Source organism: Arthrobacter sp. RIT-PI-e (assembly GCF_001187915.1).
Lineage (GTDB): Bacteria > Actinomycetota > Actinomycetes > Actinomycetales > Micrococcaceae > Arthrobacter_D.
In genome coordinates this window covers 1-12,236 of the sequence record NZ_LGIU01000089.1, presented here as the reverse complement: position 1 = coordinate 12,236, position 12,236 = coordinate 1, and the positions used below count along the sequence as shown (strand labels likewise).

General features: G+C 69.7%; 12 protein-coding genes and 1 tRNA gene. 7 read left to right on the top strand and 6 right to left on the bottom strand.

The genetic code is table 11. The features are described 5' to 3' along the window. The coding region (locus tag AC792_RS12820) for a dihydrolipoyl dehydrogenase family protein (RefSeq protein ID WP_049830895.1) at nucleotides 1–1,087 on the top strand (1,087 nt) is incomplete at its 5' end. 32 nt (nucleotides 1,088–1,119) lie between these two features. Here AC792_RS12820 and AC792_RS12815 read toward each other — a convergent pair. The 4 genes from AC792_RS12815 to upp form a co-directional block, all read right to left on the bottom strand. Beyond that, entirely contained in the window at nucleotides 1,120–1,656 is a 537-nt protein-coding gene (locus AC792_RS12815; protein WP_049830894.1) for a SixA phosphatase family protein, read from the bottom strand. Nucleotides 1,657–1,696: 40 nt separating this feature from the next. Further along, the gene (locus AC792_RS12810; RefSeq protein WP_049830893.1) at nucleotides 1,697–2,506 is read right to left on the bottom strand and encodes a winged helix-turn-helix domain-containing protein; all 810 of its coding nucleotides are present in this window, start codon (nucleotides 2,504–2,506) and stop codon (nucleotides 1,697–1,699) included. A gap of 294 nt (nucleotides 2,507–2,800) precedes the next feature. Further along, nucleotides 2,801–4,138, bottom strand: a complete 1,338-nt coding sequence (locus AC792_RS12805; protein WP_049830892.1) for an APC family permease — start codon at nucleotides 4,136–4,138, stop codon at nucleotides 2,801–2,803. A 109-nt stretch (nucleotides 4,139–4,247) separates the two neighbouring features. After that, nucleotides 4,248–4,883: a uracil phosphoribosyltransferase gene (gene upp, locus AC792_RS12800; RefSeq protein WP_049830891.1), complete on the bottom strand. Its 636-nt coding sequence runs from the start codon at nucleotides 4,881–4,883 to the stop codon at nucleotides 4,248–4,250. A gap of 23 nt (nucleotides 4,884–4,906) precedes the next feature. Here upp and tadA point away from each other — a divergent pair, with 23 nt between their 5' ends. The 3 genes from tadA (at nucleotide 4,907) to AC792_RS12785 (ending at nucleotide 6,092) form a co-directional block, all read left to right on the top strand. Beyond that, the gene (tadA, locus tag AC792_RS12795; RefSeq protein ID WP_049830890.1) at nucleotides 4,907–5,404 is read left to right on the top strand and encodes a tRNA adenosine(34) deaminase TadA; all 498 of its coding nucleotides are present in this window, start codon (nucleotides 4,907–4,909) and stop codon (nucleotides 5,402–5,404) included. Nucleotides 5,405–5,443: 39 nt separating this feature from the next. Then, the gene (locus AC792_RS12790) at nucleotides 5,444–5,932 is read left to right on the top strand and encodes a pyridoxamine 5'-phosphate oxidase family protein (RefSeq protein ID WP_152916218.1); all 489 of its coding nucleotides are present in this window, start codon (nucleotides 5,444–5,446) and stop codon (nucleotides 5,930–5,932) included. A gap of 70 nt (nucleotides 5,933–6,002) precedes the next feature. Next, a tRNA-Ser gene (locus AC792_RS12785) sits at nucleotides 6,003–6,092 on the top strand. A gap of 101 nt (nucleotides 6,093–6,193) precedes the next feature. Here AC792_RS12785 and AC792_RS12780 read toward each other — a convergent pair. Continuing rightward, nucleotides 6,194–6,964: a type 1 glutamine amidotransferase domain-containing protein gene (locus AC792_RS12780; protein ID WP_049830889.1), complete on the bottom strand. Its 771-nt coding sequence runs from the start codon at nucleotides 6,962–6,964 to the stop codon at nucleotides 6,194–6,196. A 61-nt stretch (nucleotides 6,965–7,025) separates the two neighbouring features. Beyond that, complete coding sequence (locus AC792_RS16565; RefSeq protein WP_082177730.1) at nucleotides 7,026–7,490, bottom strand: TM2 domain-containing protein; 465 nt, start codon at nucleotides 7,488–7,490, stop codon at nucleotides 7,026–7,028. A gap of 156 nt (nucleotides 7,491–7,646) precedes the next feature. On the opposite strand from AC792_RS16565, the gene AC792_RS12770 reads away from it, so the two are divergent. The 3 genes from AC792_RS12770 to AC792_RS12760 form a co-directional block, all read left to right on the top strand. Next, a complete protein-coding gene (locus AC792_RS12770) occupies nucleotides 7,647–8,102 on the top strand; it encodes a 23S rRNA (pseudouridine(1915)-N(3))-methyltransferase RlmH (RefSeq protein ID WP_049830888.1) in 456 nt (151 codons plus the stop codon). A 77-nt stretch (nucleotides 8,103–8,179) separates the two neighbouring features. After that, nucleotides 8,180–8,935 (top strand): DUF4232 domain-containing protein, encoded by a 756-nt coding sequence (locus AC792_RS18060; RefSeq protein ID WP_326948226.1) that lies wholly within the window; start codon nucleotides 8,180–8,182, stop codon nucleotides 8,933–8,935. A gap of 151 nt (nucleotides 8,936–9,086) precedes the next feature. Further along, nucleotides 9,087–12,236: DEAD/DEAH box helicase (locus AC792_RS12760; protein ID WP_152916214.1), on the top strand; the 3,150-nt coding region annotated here is incomplete at its 3' end.

The window sequence follows — 12,236 nt, the reverse complement described above, 5'->3', positions numbered from 1 at the left end:
GGAACGCGGGCGGGCCACCCTGTCGGGCGAGCGCGAGGTGACCATCACGCACGACGACGGCGGGCCGTCCCGCTACCGGGCGGAGCAGGCGGTGGTCCTGGCCACGGGGTCCACCCCGACCATCCCGCCGATCGACGGTCTCGCGGACCTCGATTACTGGACCACCCGCGACGCCACCTCCGCCAAGGAGGTCCCGCCCAGCCTCGCGGTCCTCGGTGCCGGCGTGGCCGGCGTCGAGCTCGCCCAGGCCTATGCCCGCCTCGGCGCGGAGGTGACGATCATCGCCCGCAGCGGCATCCTCGCGAACTTCCCGCAGGAGGCATCCGACCTCGTGCTGGAGGCCCTGCGGAGCGAGGGCGTGACGGTGCTGACGGACACCAACACGGAGTCGGTGCAGAAGGAGGGTGAGGACTTCGTGCTCGACGTCGGATCGGACCAGCCCGTCCGCGCCCGGAAGCTGCTCGTCTCCACGGGCCGCCACCCGCACACCACGGGCCTGGGCCTGGAGGCCCTCGATCTCGACCCGAAGGAGCTGACGAGCGACGACACCGGCCGTGTCCCGGATGCGGGCGGCTGGCTGTACGCGGTGGGGGACGTGGCCGGGAAGGTGCAGCTGACCCATCAGGGCAAGTACGAGGCGCGGATGACGGCCGACGCCATCGCGGCCCGCGCGCACGGGGAGCTCGGCGACACCGCTACCGACTGGAGCCCCTACACCTCGACGGCGGATCGGGGCGCCGTACCGCAGGTGGTCTTCACCGATCCCGAGATCGCGATGGTGGGCCGAACGCTGGAGCAGGCTCGGAAGGACGGCGTCAATGCCTCGGAGACGTCCCTGGAGATCGCCGTGGGCGGCTCAGCACTCCACTCGGACAGCTACAGGGGCTGGGCGCAGATGGTGGTGGACGAGGACCGCAAGGTCCTGGTGGGTGTCACCTTCGCCGGTCCGGAGGTCTCGGAGATGCTGCACTCCGCCACCATCGCGATCGTGGGCGAGGTACCCCTGGACCGCCTGTGGCACGCGGTCCCGGCGTACCCGACGGTCAGCGAGGTCTGGCTGCGGCTGCTCGAGCAGTACGGGATGTAGGACCGGCAGGAGGCGGGCCGCCACCCGGCGGATCAGCGGAGGACGGGGGCCCGGCGCACCACGAAGTCGGTGACGTCGGCGTCCCGCCCGTCGAGCTCGCCCCACCCGCCGTCGTACGTCATCACCGTCAGCCCCGCCGAGGGGTAGTCCGTGGCGAGGTCCATGACGGCGCGCTCGCTGGAACGCACGGAGGCGAGTCTCATCGCGAGCTCCTGGACGCCCGGGTTGTGCGCGATCACCAGGAGACTGGTGACCGTCGCAGGCACGTGGTTGATCAGGCTGAGCATCTCGGCGGGGCGGGCCGCGTAGAGATCGTCCTCGAGCTTCGGGGTGGGTGCCTTGTCGCCGAGTTCCTTGCACACCCAGGTGCACGTCTGCCGGGTCCGGAGGGCCGTGGAGACCAGGATGAAGTCGGGGACGGCGTCGTGCTCGAGCATCCAGCGCCCCACCAGCGGCGCGTCGGCGTGGCCCCTGGTGCTCAGCGAGCGCTCGTGGTCGGCCACACCCTCCCTGAACTCGGCGTCGGCGTGCCGGAGGATCATGAGTTTCTTGAGGTGGGAGGAGACCATGCTCCGAAGTCTATGACCTCCTCGCCCGTGGTCCCCGACGTCAGATGGAGTACTCGGGTGCCGCCCAGACCACCACTTCGGGGTGGTCGTAGAACCGGTAGCCCTGGCCGCGCACGGTCCGCACGGTGTTCGCGAGGCGTCCCAGCTTGGAGCGCAGACGGCGGATGTGCACGTCGATGGTGCGCTCGTTCGGCACCTCGTCCGCGTTGCGCCACAGGCCGCAGAGCAGCTCGTCACGACCCACCGTGCGGCTCGCGTTCTCCACCAGGTAGTTGAGGAGCTCGAACTCCTTGAACGTGAGGTTCAGGGTGTCGCCGTCGAGGTGGACCTCCCGGCGGGAGAGGTCGATCAGCACGCCGGTGGGGCGCGCCGGCTGGACAGGCGCCTGGGCGGCCTCGGGCCGGGGGCGCCGGTTGACCGTGGGATCGCCGAGCGCGGCGCGGACCACGTCGATGTCCGAGCCCGGCGCGTCGGCCGGCGCGAGGGCGACGGCGGCGTGGCTGTCCGCGGTGGGGACCAGGGTGTGCACGTGGGCGCGGACGTCCTGGGCGAGCTTGGACAGGGTGGTACCGGCGGCCGCTGCAGTGGCTTCGTCGATCGCCACGTAGAGCACGAAGCCGCGTGCTGCGGTGTCCCCGGAGACGGCCTGCGGCCCGGGCACACCGTTCGGGGTGATCACCGGGATCGGCGCGCTCATCGGGTGGGGTGCATCCGCGCCGGGCACTGCCTGCAGCCGGGAGCGGTGGAGGGGTGCCGGCGCTACGGCGGCCGCGGAGCCGAGGCCCTGATGGGCAGCACGGTTCCGGGGGGAGCGGAGGGAGATGTGGACGTACCCGGGATTTACTGACATGAGAACAACCTCGTGGAGTGTGCCGTCATCACGGCTCGAATGCTGGGTGTGCCGGCCTTGATGAGTGGATGCCCACCGTCGGGCGGAAGATGCGTTGCAGGTCTGGGTGTGACCGTTACGCGTGCATTCGATAACAACCGGTATCCGCTCCGGACAGGACGTCCGAGGAGGGAACTGCGGCTGCAGATGCGGATGAGTTGGTGTTCACGCTCGAATTATCGCATGTAACATTTGCGGACGCGCAAGTAACAATGCCCGAATGTCCAGCATGTGGTCATGCAGGAGGTGCTTGCGCTACGCGGACACCCGTTCCTCACGCCTGCGCCCTGCCCGCGCCAGCAGGAACAGGAGGGAACCGATCACGACGTAGGCGAGGGCGCCGAGCCATACGATGCCGGTCTGCTGCGTCAGGAGCGTGATGCTCGCGATGATGGCGAGTACCGGCACGATGCGCGGCACGGAGAAGTGGGAGTGATCCACCGTGTCCTTCTTGAGGACCAGGACGCTGACGTTGGCCGACACGAAGACCAGCAGGAGCAGGAGCACCGTGGTCTCGGCCAGCGTCGAGACGTTCCCGAGCAGTGTCAGGGCGATCGTCAGACCGGCCACCACCACGATCGACACCCAGGGCGTGCGTCGCTTCGGGAGGCAGGTGCCGAAGGCGCGGGGCAGCAGGCCCGCCTCCGCGAGGCCGTAGCCCACGCGGCTCGCCATCACCATGAACAGCAGCGCACCGTTGGCGATGGCGACGAGTGCGATCGCACCGAATAACCAGGGCGGCACCGCGATACCGCTGGCCGTCACGACGTCGAGCAGCGGGGCGGTGGACACCGCGAGCTCGGTCGGCGGCAGGACGATCACCGCTCCGATCGCGATGAGGAGATAGACCACCGCCGCCGTCCCGATGGCGCCGAACAGGGCGCGCGGGTACGCCTTCGACGGGTTCTTCACCTCCTCGGCCATGTTGGCGGCCGCTTCGAACCCGAGGAACGAGAAGAAGGCGATCACCGAGGCGGCGAACGCCCCCTGCAGCGGAGGCACGTCCGGGGCGAACTCGAGCAGCCTCGACGGCTCGCCGTCACCGCTGCCGAACACGATGGCGGCGAGGACGATCACGAGGACGAGGCCCGTCACCTCGATCATCGAGGCGACGAGGTTGGCGGTGAGGGACTCCTTCACCCCGCGCAGATTGATGAGGGTGAGCAGGATGATGAAGACGATCGCAGCAGGAGCCGCCGGCACATCGATGAGCGCGGTCAGGTAGTCACCCGCGAAGGCGTTGGCGAGGGCGGCAGCGGTGGTGATTCCGGAGGCCATCATGAGGAAGCCGACCAGGAAGGAGAGATACGGCACGTTGAACGCCCGCTCGGCGTAGCGTGCCGCACCACCGGCGTGCGGGTACTTGGTGATGAGTTCGGCGTACGTCCCGGCCGTGAGGAGCGCGACGAGCAGCGCGATCAGCAGCGGCAGCCAGATGGCACCTCCCACGTCGGCGGCCATGCTGCCCACGAGCGTGTAGATACCCGCACCGAGGGTGTCGCCGACGATGAAGGCGAACAGGAGAGGGGCGCCGATGTCCCGCTTCAGCTTGCTCTCGGCACCGGAGCCGGCCGTGCTGGTGGCGTTCGTCATCGCCCCATTGGATAGCCTCGCCGGAGTCCGCGCAAGCCTTCGGCGAACATGACAGCACAAGTCCTGTCCCACACCGCGTGGTGATTGGTACGGCGAGGTCCCGGGGAGGCTAGCCGACGACGCCGTACAGGCGGTCCCCTGCGTCACCGAGCCCGGGCACGATGTACGACTTCTCGTTCAGTCTCTCGTCGATCGATGCGAGCACGATGGTCACGTTGCTGTCCTGGAGTTCCTCCTGGAGCGTCGCGAGACCCTCGGGGGCGGCGAGCAGGCAGATGCAGGTGATGTCCGCCGCGCCGCGGGCGAACAGGAACTTGATGGCCTCGCGCAGCGTCCCGCCCGTGGCGAGCATGGGATCCAGGACGAACACCTGGCGGCCGGTGAGATCGTCCGGCAACCGCTCGGCGTAGGTGATGGCCTCCAGCGTCTCCTCGTTGCGCGCCATCCCCAGGAAGCCGACCTCCGCCGTCGGCACCAGGCGCGTCATGCCCTCGAGCATCCCGAGACCCGCCCGCAGGATCGGGACCACCAGGGGGGTGGGCTTCACGAGGCCCGTGCCCTCCGTACTGGTGACCGGCGTCTCGATGGAGACCGGCTCCACGCGCACCTCTCGGGTGGCCTCGTAGGCCAGGAGGGTGACGAGCTCCTCGGTGAGGAGGCGGAACACCGGCGACGACGTCTCCTTGTCCCGGAGAACCGTGAGTTTGTGGGCTACCAGGGGGTGGTCGACTACCAGTACGCGCATGCCTCAAAAGTACCATTGGGCCCATGACCCCCTTCGCCGCAGCTCTGCATCCGGAGCACCGGGAATGGATGGGACTGGCCCTGGCCGCGGCCGTGAGTACCACGGCCAGTGCGGATGTGCCGATCGGCGCCGTCGTCGTCGGAGGCGACGGCGAGGTGATCGGCACCGGCTGGAACCAGCGCGAGGAGTTCGGGGACCCGACGGCGCATGCCGAGGTCCAGGCGATCCGCGCCGCCGCCGCGCACCTCGGTTCGTGGCGGCTGGCCGACTGCACCCTGGTGGTGACACTCGAGCCGTGCGCCATGTGCGCCGGGGCGTCCGTGCTGGCGCGGATCCCCCGCGTGGTGTTCGGTGCATGGGACGAGAAGGCGGGGGCGTCCGGGTCCGTGTTCGACGTGCTGCGAGAACCGCGGCTGAACCACTGGACCGAGGTGTTCCCGGGGGTCCGCGAGGAGGAGTGCGCCGTGCTGCTCAGGGACTTCTTCGCCGCGAGACGGGCGGAGACCGGGAATACTGCGTAGGCTTAGTAATACGCAGTGAGAACTCACGAAGGAGCAGACGTGGCAGACGAGCAGGACGGCATGAAGGCAGTACAGGAGATCCTCGGCAAGGCCGACATCGCGAACCTCACCACGGTGGGCCTGGACGGCAAGCTGGTGAGCCGGCCGTTGGCGCTGCAGGCCAAGGACTTCGACGGCGACCTCTGGTTCTTCACCGAGGACCCCTCCCCCAAGGCCGACGAGATCCGCGCCAACCCGCAGGTCAACGTCACCGCGAACACGGGCAAGGGCTACATCTCGATCGCCGGGACGGCCACCCTGACCAAGGACCAGGCGAAGATCGACGAGCTGTGGAGTCCCGCCGTCTCGGCGTGGTTCGAGGACGGCCGGGACGACCCCGCCGTCGCGCTCATCCACGTGGACGCGGACACCGCCGAGTACTGGTACATGGACGCGCCCCGCGTGGTCTCCGCCGTCCAGATGGTCAAGGGTCTCGTGACCGGCAGCAAGCCGAGCTCGGGCAAGAACGACGTCGTCGACCTGCCCTAGCTCCCCCGGCCGGCAGCCGCTGCCAACCGTTTTGGGAACCGGGCTTCCCACCCGGTACAGTAGCGGCGTTGGTGACGTGTCCGAGCGGCCGAAGGTGCAACACTCGAAATGTTGTTTGGTGTAAAAGCCAACGTGGGTTCAAATCCCACCGTCACCGCCAGCCCAGGAACCCCTCCCCCCTTCCTCGCGAAGGGGGGAGGGGTTCTTTCGCATCCGGGTTCAGGCGCTCCTGCACCGGCTGCGTCCGTCGGAGGGGTGCCGTCAGTCCTTCTGCTCCGCTTCCGCGGAGGCCTTCTGGGCATCCTTCTCGGCCCGCAGCGTCTTCGCTTCGTGCTGCTCCTGGGCCTTCTCCTGGTGGATGAGCTCGGCGAAGAGCTTCTCCATCTCCTTGGCCACACCGGCCGCTGAAGCCGGGTTCTGACCGGTCACCAACCGCTCGTCCACCACCACCTTCTCCTCGAAGGTGCCGGCGGAGACATGGGTGGCACCCTGCTCCTCGAGCCGGTCCGCCAGGAAGAACGGGATCACCGTGTCCTTGCCCGCGGCCACCTCCTCGTCGTTGGTGAAGGCCGCCACCTTGCGGCCCTCGACGAGGCGGAATCCGTTCTCCAGTTCCACGTTCAGCAGACCGGCCGGACCGTGGCAGACCGCACCGACCAGACCACCGGCGTCGTAGACGCTCGCCACGAGCTTCCGCAGACCCTCGCTGTCCGGGAAGTCCCACATCGTACCGTGCCCACCCACGAGGTAGACGGCGTCGTACTGCGCGGGGTCGACGACGTCCACCCGGGCGGTGTTGTAGAGTCCGGCCCGCGTGGTCTCGTCCTCCGTGAAGGCGACCTGCACGGGATCCGTCGTGTCCACCTCGTCCTGCGGGGGCTGCCCGCCCTGGATGGAGGTGAAATCGACGAAGTGCCCTGAATCCTTGAAGACCTTCCAGGGATGTGCGGCCTCGGCCACGTTGTACCCCGTCTTCTCCCCGGTGTCACCGATCTCGGAAACGCTGGTCAGTACCATGAGGATCTTCTTCATGTCGTGCTCCTTTCGTCCACCTGACACCCTAGAGGGTGCGGGTGGACCGCCCCGCAGTTTCCTACAGGGCCAGGTTGCTCCCTGCCAGGACGAGGGTGACGACGATGCTGACGATGATGGCCATCGTCTTGTGCCTGGCGTAGGTGTCGTTGATCGGCAGTCCGTTCTTGTCCTTGCGATCACCGGTGAGAGTGATGATCAGGTCGATCAGGGCCCAGATGCCCAACCCGCCGAGGGTGATGAGCTTCAACACGCCCGTGCCGATCTTGCCGAGGTAGAAGCGATCCACGCCGAGGCCACCGAGGAGCAGTGCGAGGATCCAGGTGACGATGAAGGGCTTGGGTGAGACCCGACCCGTTCCGGCGTAGGGCCGGTGGTCGGAGTAGGGGGAACCGTAGCTCTGCGGGTATCCGTACTCTGCCTGCGGGCCGGCCGGGTAGCGCTCCTGCTGGTACGGCGGAGGCACCGGGGTCGAGTGGTCACGCGGGGGCTGGTTCCCCTGCTCTCCGGACGGCTGGTGGCTCATGGTGATTCCCTCTGTGGAGTGCGGATGCGTGTCCTGCAAGGCTACTGTCGGCGACGTCGGTTGTGTCACCGGCAGCGGTGCCGATGCACCGGCACCGCTGCCCGATCGTGGCGGGGCTCCACCCGACCACCCTGGACCCGCCGCTAGTCTGGGGACATGTCGATCCGGGTACTCGCAGTGGGCCGCAAGCACGAGTCCTGGGTGAGCGAGGGGATCGAGCGCTACGCGAAGCGCCTGAAGAAGCCCTTCGACCTCTCCTGGCAGCTGATCAACCACTCCGCACGGCAGGACGACGCCGCCCGGGCCGAGGAGTCGGAGCGGCTGCTCACCAAGCTGGGCGAGGACTTCGTGGTGCTGCTCGACGAGCGCGGCAAGGCGATCGACTCCCCCGGCCTCTCCCGCCGGTTGCTCGCACCCCTGGAGACCTCGCGCAGCGTCACGGTGATCATCGGGGGTGCCTACGGCGTGGACCGGCGGGTACATGAGCGGGCGGACTTCGTGTGGTCGCTCTCCCCCCTGGTGTTCCCCCACCAGCTGGTCCGGCTCATCCTCGCGGAGCAGGTCTACCGGGCCCAGGAGATCGCCGGCGGGCGCTCCTACCATCACGAGTAGACCACCGCCGCGTAACGATCCCGGCACGCCGCCCGGCACCTCCTGGACATGCCGGGAAGCGGACCTATCCTGTGCTCATGACTACATTGCTGGGGAGCAAGCGTTGGATCACGGCCGCTGCGGCTGCAGGAGCACTCATGGCACTGAGTGGCTGCACAGCACCCGCCGCGGAGGTCGACGCCGCTGCGACCGCCCCCGAGAACGCAGCATCACAACCGCCCCCCGCGGGGCCCGCGCCGAGTGCATCAGTGACTCCCTCGCCGCCGGTCCCGGCAGCGGGAACTCCCTCACGAGAACCATCGGAGGCTCCTACCGAGGAGCCGTCGGCGGCACCCACCGAGTCCCCGATGCCGGTTCCGACCCTCACCTCTGCGCCGCCCATGGCGCCCGCCCCTTCCCCTCCTCCGGCACCCGGGACCTGTACCGCGGCCCAGTTGAGCGGTTCGGTGCAGGACCAGCTCGGTGGCGGTGCAGCAGGCAGCGTCTACCGGACACTCCGGCTGACCAACACCTCGGAGCAGACCTGCACCGTGGAGGGGTACCCGGGCGTCTCCTTCGTGGATGCGGCCGGTGCGCAGATCGGGGCGCCGGCGGCGCGCGAGGACTCCGCCGTCGTTCCCCTGAGCGTGGATCCGGGTTCCTCGGTGTCCGCCGTCCTGCAGCAGACGAACGCCCAGAACTACGGTGAGCAGTGCGACCTGGCGCCCGCTGCCGGTCTTCGCGTCTACCCCCCGGGGGCCACGGACTCGATCGTCCTGCCGCAGGAACTGCCGGCCTGCTCGGCGGACTCGATCGTCCTGATGCACGTGGGGCCCCTGCAGCCCGCCTACTGAGCGGGAGGTCGGCGGATGGTCCGGTGCTGCACCGGGGCGCCGGCCGGAACGACGACGGCGGGCAGCGGGCGGGATGCCCGCCGTCGTCGTCCATGTCCACTGCCTGTCCAGCCGGGCGGCGACTGTCGGTGTGCTGGGGCATGATGAAACGGTGACGCAGGTGCTGACCCGGTTTACCCCCGCGACCTCCGAATGGTTCGCGGGCGCCTTCGCCGAGCCCACGCCCGCGCAGGAGGGGGCGTGGTCGGCCATCTCGGTGGGATCGAACGCGCTCGTGGTGGCCCCCACGGGATCGGGCAAGACCCTCGCGGCGTTCCTGTGGGCCCTGGACCGGCTGATCGCCTCGGGAGAGGGCGCCGGGGACGCGGAACCGGAGCCCGAGACACCGGCGAAGGGGCGGAAGACCGCCGCGAAGAAGCCGAAGCGCAGCACCCGCGTGCTCTACATCTCCCCGCTGAAGGCGCTCGGCGTGGACGTGGAGCGGAATCTGCGCGCACCGCTGATCGGCATCACCCAGACCGCCAAGCGCCTGGGTCTGCCGGCGCCCAGCATCACCGTGGGAGTCCGTTCGGGCGACACCCCGCAGGCCGAGCGCCGCGCCATGCTCACCCGGCCGCCGGACATCCTCATCACCACGCCCGAGTCCCTGTTCCTCATGCTCACCTCCAAGGCACGCGAGACGCTGCTGGACGTGGACACCGTGATCCTCGACGAGGTGCACGCCGTCGCCGGGACCAAGCGCGGCGCCCACCTCGCGGTGTCCCTGGCCCGGCTCGACGCCCTGCTGGAGAAGCCCGTGCAGCGGATCGGCCTCTCCGCCACGGTGGAGCCGAAGGAGACCGTGGCGCGGTTCCTCTCCGGCAACGCCCCGGTGGAGATCGTGGCGCCCCCGTCCGAGAAGCAGTGGGACCTCACCGTCACCGTGCCCGTGGAGGACATGACGGAGCTCGGCGGGGCCGCCGCCAACACCGACGACGACGGCGACGCCGTCCCGCAGGCGAGCATCTGGCCGCATGTGGAGGAGAAGATCGTGGACCTCATCGAGGCCAACCGCTCCACGATCGTGTTCGCCAACTCACGCAGACTGGCCGAACGTCTCACGGCACGGCTCAACGAGATCCACGCCGAACGCCTGGAGCGCGACGCCGTCTGGGCCGCGGGCGGTGTGCCGGACGCCGTCGAACCCGGCGCGAGCACGCCGTCCTACGCCCATACCACCGCCACCCCCGCGCAGGTGATGGCGCAAGCGGGTCAGAGTAATGGCGCCGAGGCGCTGCTGGCCCGGGCGCACCACGGATCGGTGTCCAAGGACCAGCGCGCGCTGATCGAGGACGATCTCAAGTCGGGGCGCCTGCGCTGCGTGGTGGCCACCAGTTCCCTGGAACTCGGGATCGACATGGGCGCCGTGGACCTCGTGGTGCAGGTGGAGTCCCCGCACTCCGTGGCCAGCGGCCTGCAGCGCGTGGGCCGCGCCGGGCACCAGGTGGGTGAGGTGTCCCAGGGCGTCCTGTTCCCCAAGCACCGCGGGGACCTGGTCAACACCACCGTCACGGTGGAGCGCATGCTCGCAGGGCGGATCGAGCCCCTCTACATCCCCACCAACCCGCTGGACATCCTGGCGCAGCAGACCGTGGCGGCCGCTGCGCTCGGCACCATCGACGTCGAGGAGTGGTTCGACGTCGTCCGTGCCTCCGCACCGTTCGCCACCCTGCCGCGGTCCGCGTTCGACGCCACGCTCGACCTCCTGGCGGGCCTCTACCCCTCGGACGAGTTCGCCGAGCTGCGCCCGCGCATCGTCTGGGACCGCGTGGAGGGCACCATCACGGGCAGGCCCGGGGCGCAGCGCCTCGCCGTCACCTCCGGCGGCACCATCCCGGACCGCGGGCTCTTCGGGGTGTTCCTCGTGGGCTCCGAGGGCGAGGGCGCGAGGGCCGGCGGACGCCGGGTGGGCGAGCTCGACGAGGAGATGGTCTACGAATCGCGCGTGGGCGACGTCTTCGCGCTCGGTGCCACGAGCTGGCGGATCGAGGAGATCACGCACGACCGCGTGCTGGTCTCCCCCGCCTTCGGCCAACCCGGCAAGCTGCCGTTCTGGAAGGGTGACTCCCTCGGCCGGCCCGTGGAACTGGGCCGCGCGCTGGGTGCCTTCAACCGGGAGATGTCCGGTGGCACGCCCGAGCAGGCGCAGGAGCGCTGCGCGAGGATCGGCCTGGACGCGTGGGCGTCGGGCAACCTCATCACCTACCTGACGGAGCAGCGCGAGGCCACCGAGGTGGTCCCGAGCGACCGCACCCTGGTGGTGGAACGCTTCCACGACGAGCTCGGCGACTGGCGCGTGGTGCTGCACAGCCCCTTCGGCATGCCCGTGCACGCACCCTGGGCCCTCGCCGTGGGCGCCCGGCTGGAGCAGCGCTACGGCATGGACGGTTCCGCCATGGCCTCCGACGACGGCATCGTGCTGCGCGTGCCCCTCATGGACGACGAGCCGCCCGGCGCGGACCTGTTCCTGTTCGACGCCGAGGAGCTCGACGGAATCGTCACCGCCGAGGTGGGCGGGTCCGCGCTCTTCGCCTCCCGCTTCCGGGAGTGCGCGGCCCGCGCGCTCCTGCTGCCGCGCCAGAACCCGGGCAAGCGCTCACCGCTGTGGCAGCAGCGCCAGCGCTCCGCGCAACTGCTCGACGTCGCCAAGAGGTACCCCACCTTCCCGATCATCCTCGAGACCGTGCGCGAGGTGCTCCAGGACGTCTACGACCTCCCGGCCCTGAAGGACCTCGCCGCGTCCCTGGAACGCCGGGAGCTGCGCATCGTGGAGGTGACCACGCAGCAGCCCTCCCCCTTCGCGCGGTCCATGCTGTTCGGCTACGTGGCGTCCTTCCTCTACGAGGGGGATTCCCCGCTCGCCGAACGCCGTGCCGCCGCACTGTCGCTGGACCCCACGCTCCTCAACGAGCTGCTCGGGCGCGCCGAACTGCGCGAACTGCTCGACGCCCGGGTGATCGCCGAGACGGAGCTGGAACTCCAGCGGCTCAAACCCGACCGCCTGGCGCGCGGTCTGGAGGGGGTCGCGGACCTGCTGCGGCTGCTCGGCCCGCTCACCGTCGAGGAGATCACCCAGCGGCTCGAGGCGCCCGCGGAGCAGACCGCGGCCCTCGCTGCCCCCGTGTCGGCGGCGACCCTCGTCGAGCCCGTGCTGATCGACGGCAGCGACCGGTCGGCCGGACCCGGGCACGCCGCCGGGGCCCAAGTCGATGAAGATGTCGCCGCCGACGCCTCGGACGACCCCACGGACGAGGAACTGCGC

Excerpts from the sequence above, each read along its gene's own strand:
- AC792_RS16565 (WP_082177730.1), bottom strand. The coding sequence starts at position 7,490 with ATGAGCCACCAGCCGTCCGGAGAGCAGGGGAACCAGCCCCCGCGTGAC.
- upp (WP_049830891.1), bottom strand. The coding sequence starts at position 4,883 with ATGCGCGTACTGGTAGTCGACCACCCCCTGGTAGCCCACAAACTCACG.
- AC792_RS12770 (WP_049830888.1), top strand. The coding sequence starts at position 7,647 with ATGTCGATCCGGGTACTCGCAGTGGGCCGCAAGCACGAGTCCTGGGTG.
- tadA (WP_049830890.1), top strand. The coding sequence starts at position 4,907 with ATGACCCCCTTCGCCGCAGCTCTGCATCCGGAGCACCGGGAATGGATG.
- AC792_RS12815 (WP_049830894.1), bottom strand. The coding sequence starts at position 1,656 with ATGGTCTCCTCCCACCTCAAGAAACTCATGATCCTCCGGCACGCCGAC.
- AC792_RS12805 (WP_049830892.1), bottom strand. The coding sequence starts at position 4,138 with ATGACGAACGCCACCAGCACGGCCGGCTCCGGTGCCGAGAGCAAGCTG.
- AC792_RS12780 (WP_049830889.1), bottom strand. The coding sequence starts at position 6,964 with ATGAAGAAGATCCTCATGGTACTGACCAGCGTTTCCGAGATCGGTGAC.
- AC792_RS12810 (WP_049830893.1), bottom strand. The coding sequence starts at position 2,506 with ATGTCAGTAAATCCCGGGTACGTCCACATCTCCCTCCGCTCCCCCCGG.
- AC792_RS18060 (WP_326948226.1), top strand. The coding sequence starts at position 8,180 with ATGACTACATTGCTGGGGAGCAAGCGTTGGATCACGGCCGCTGCGGCT.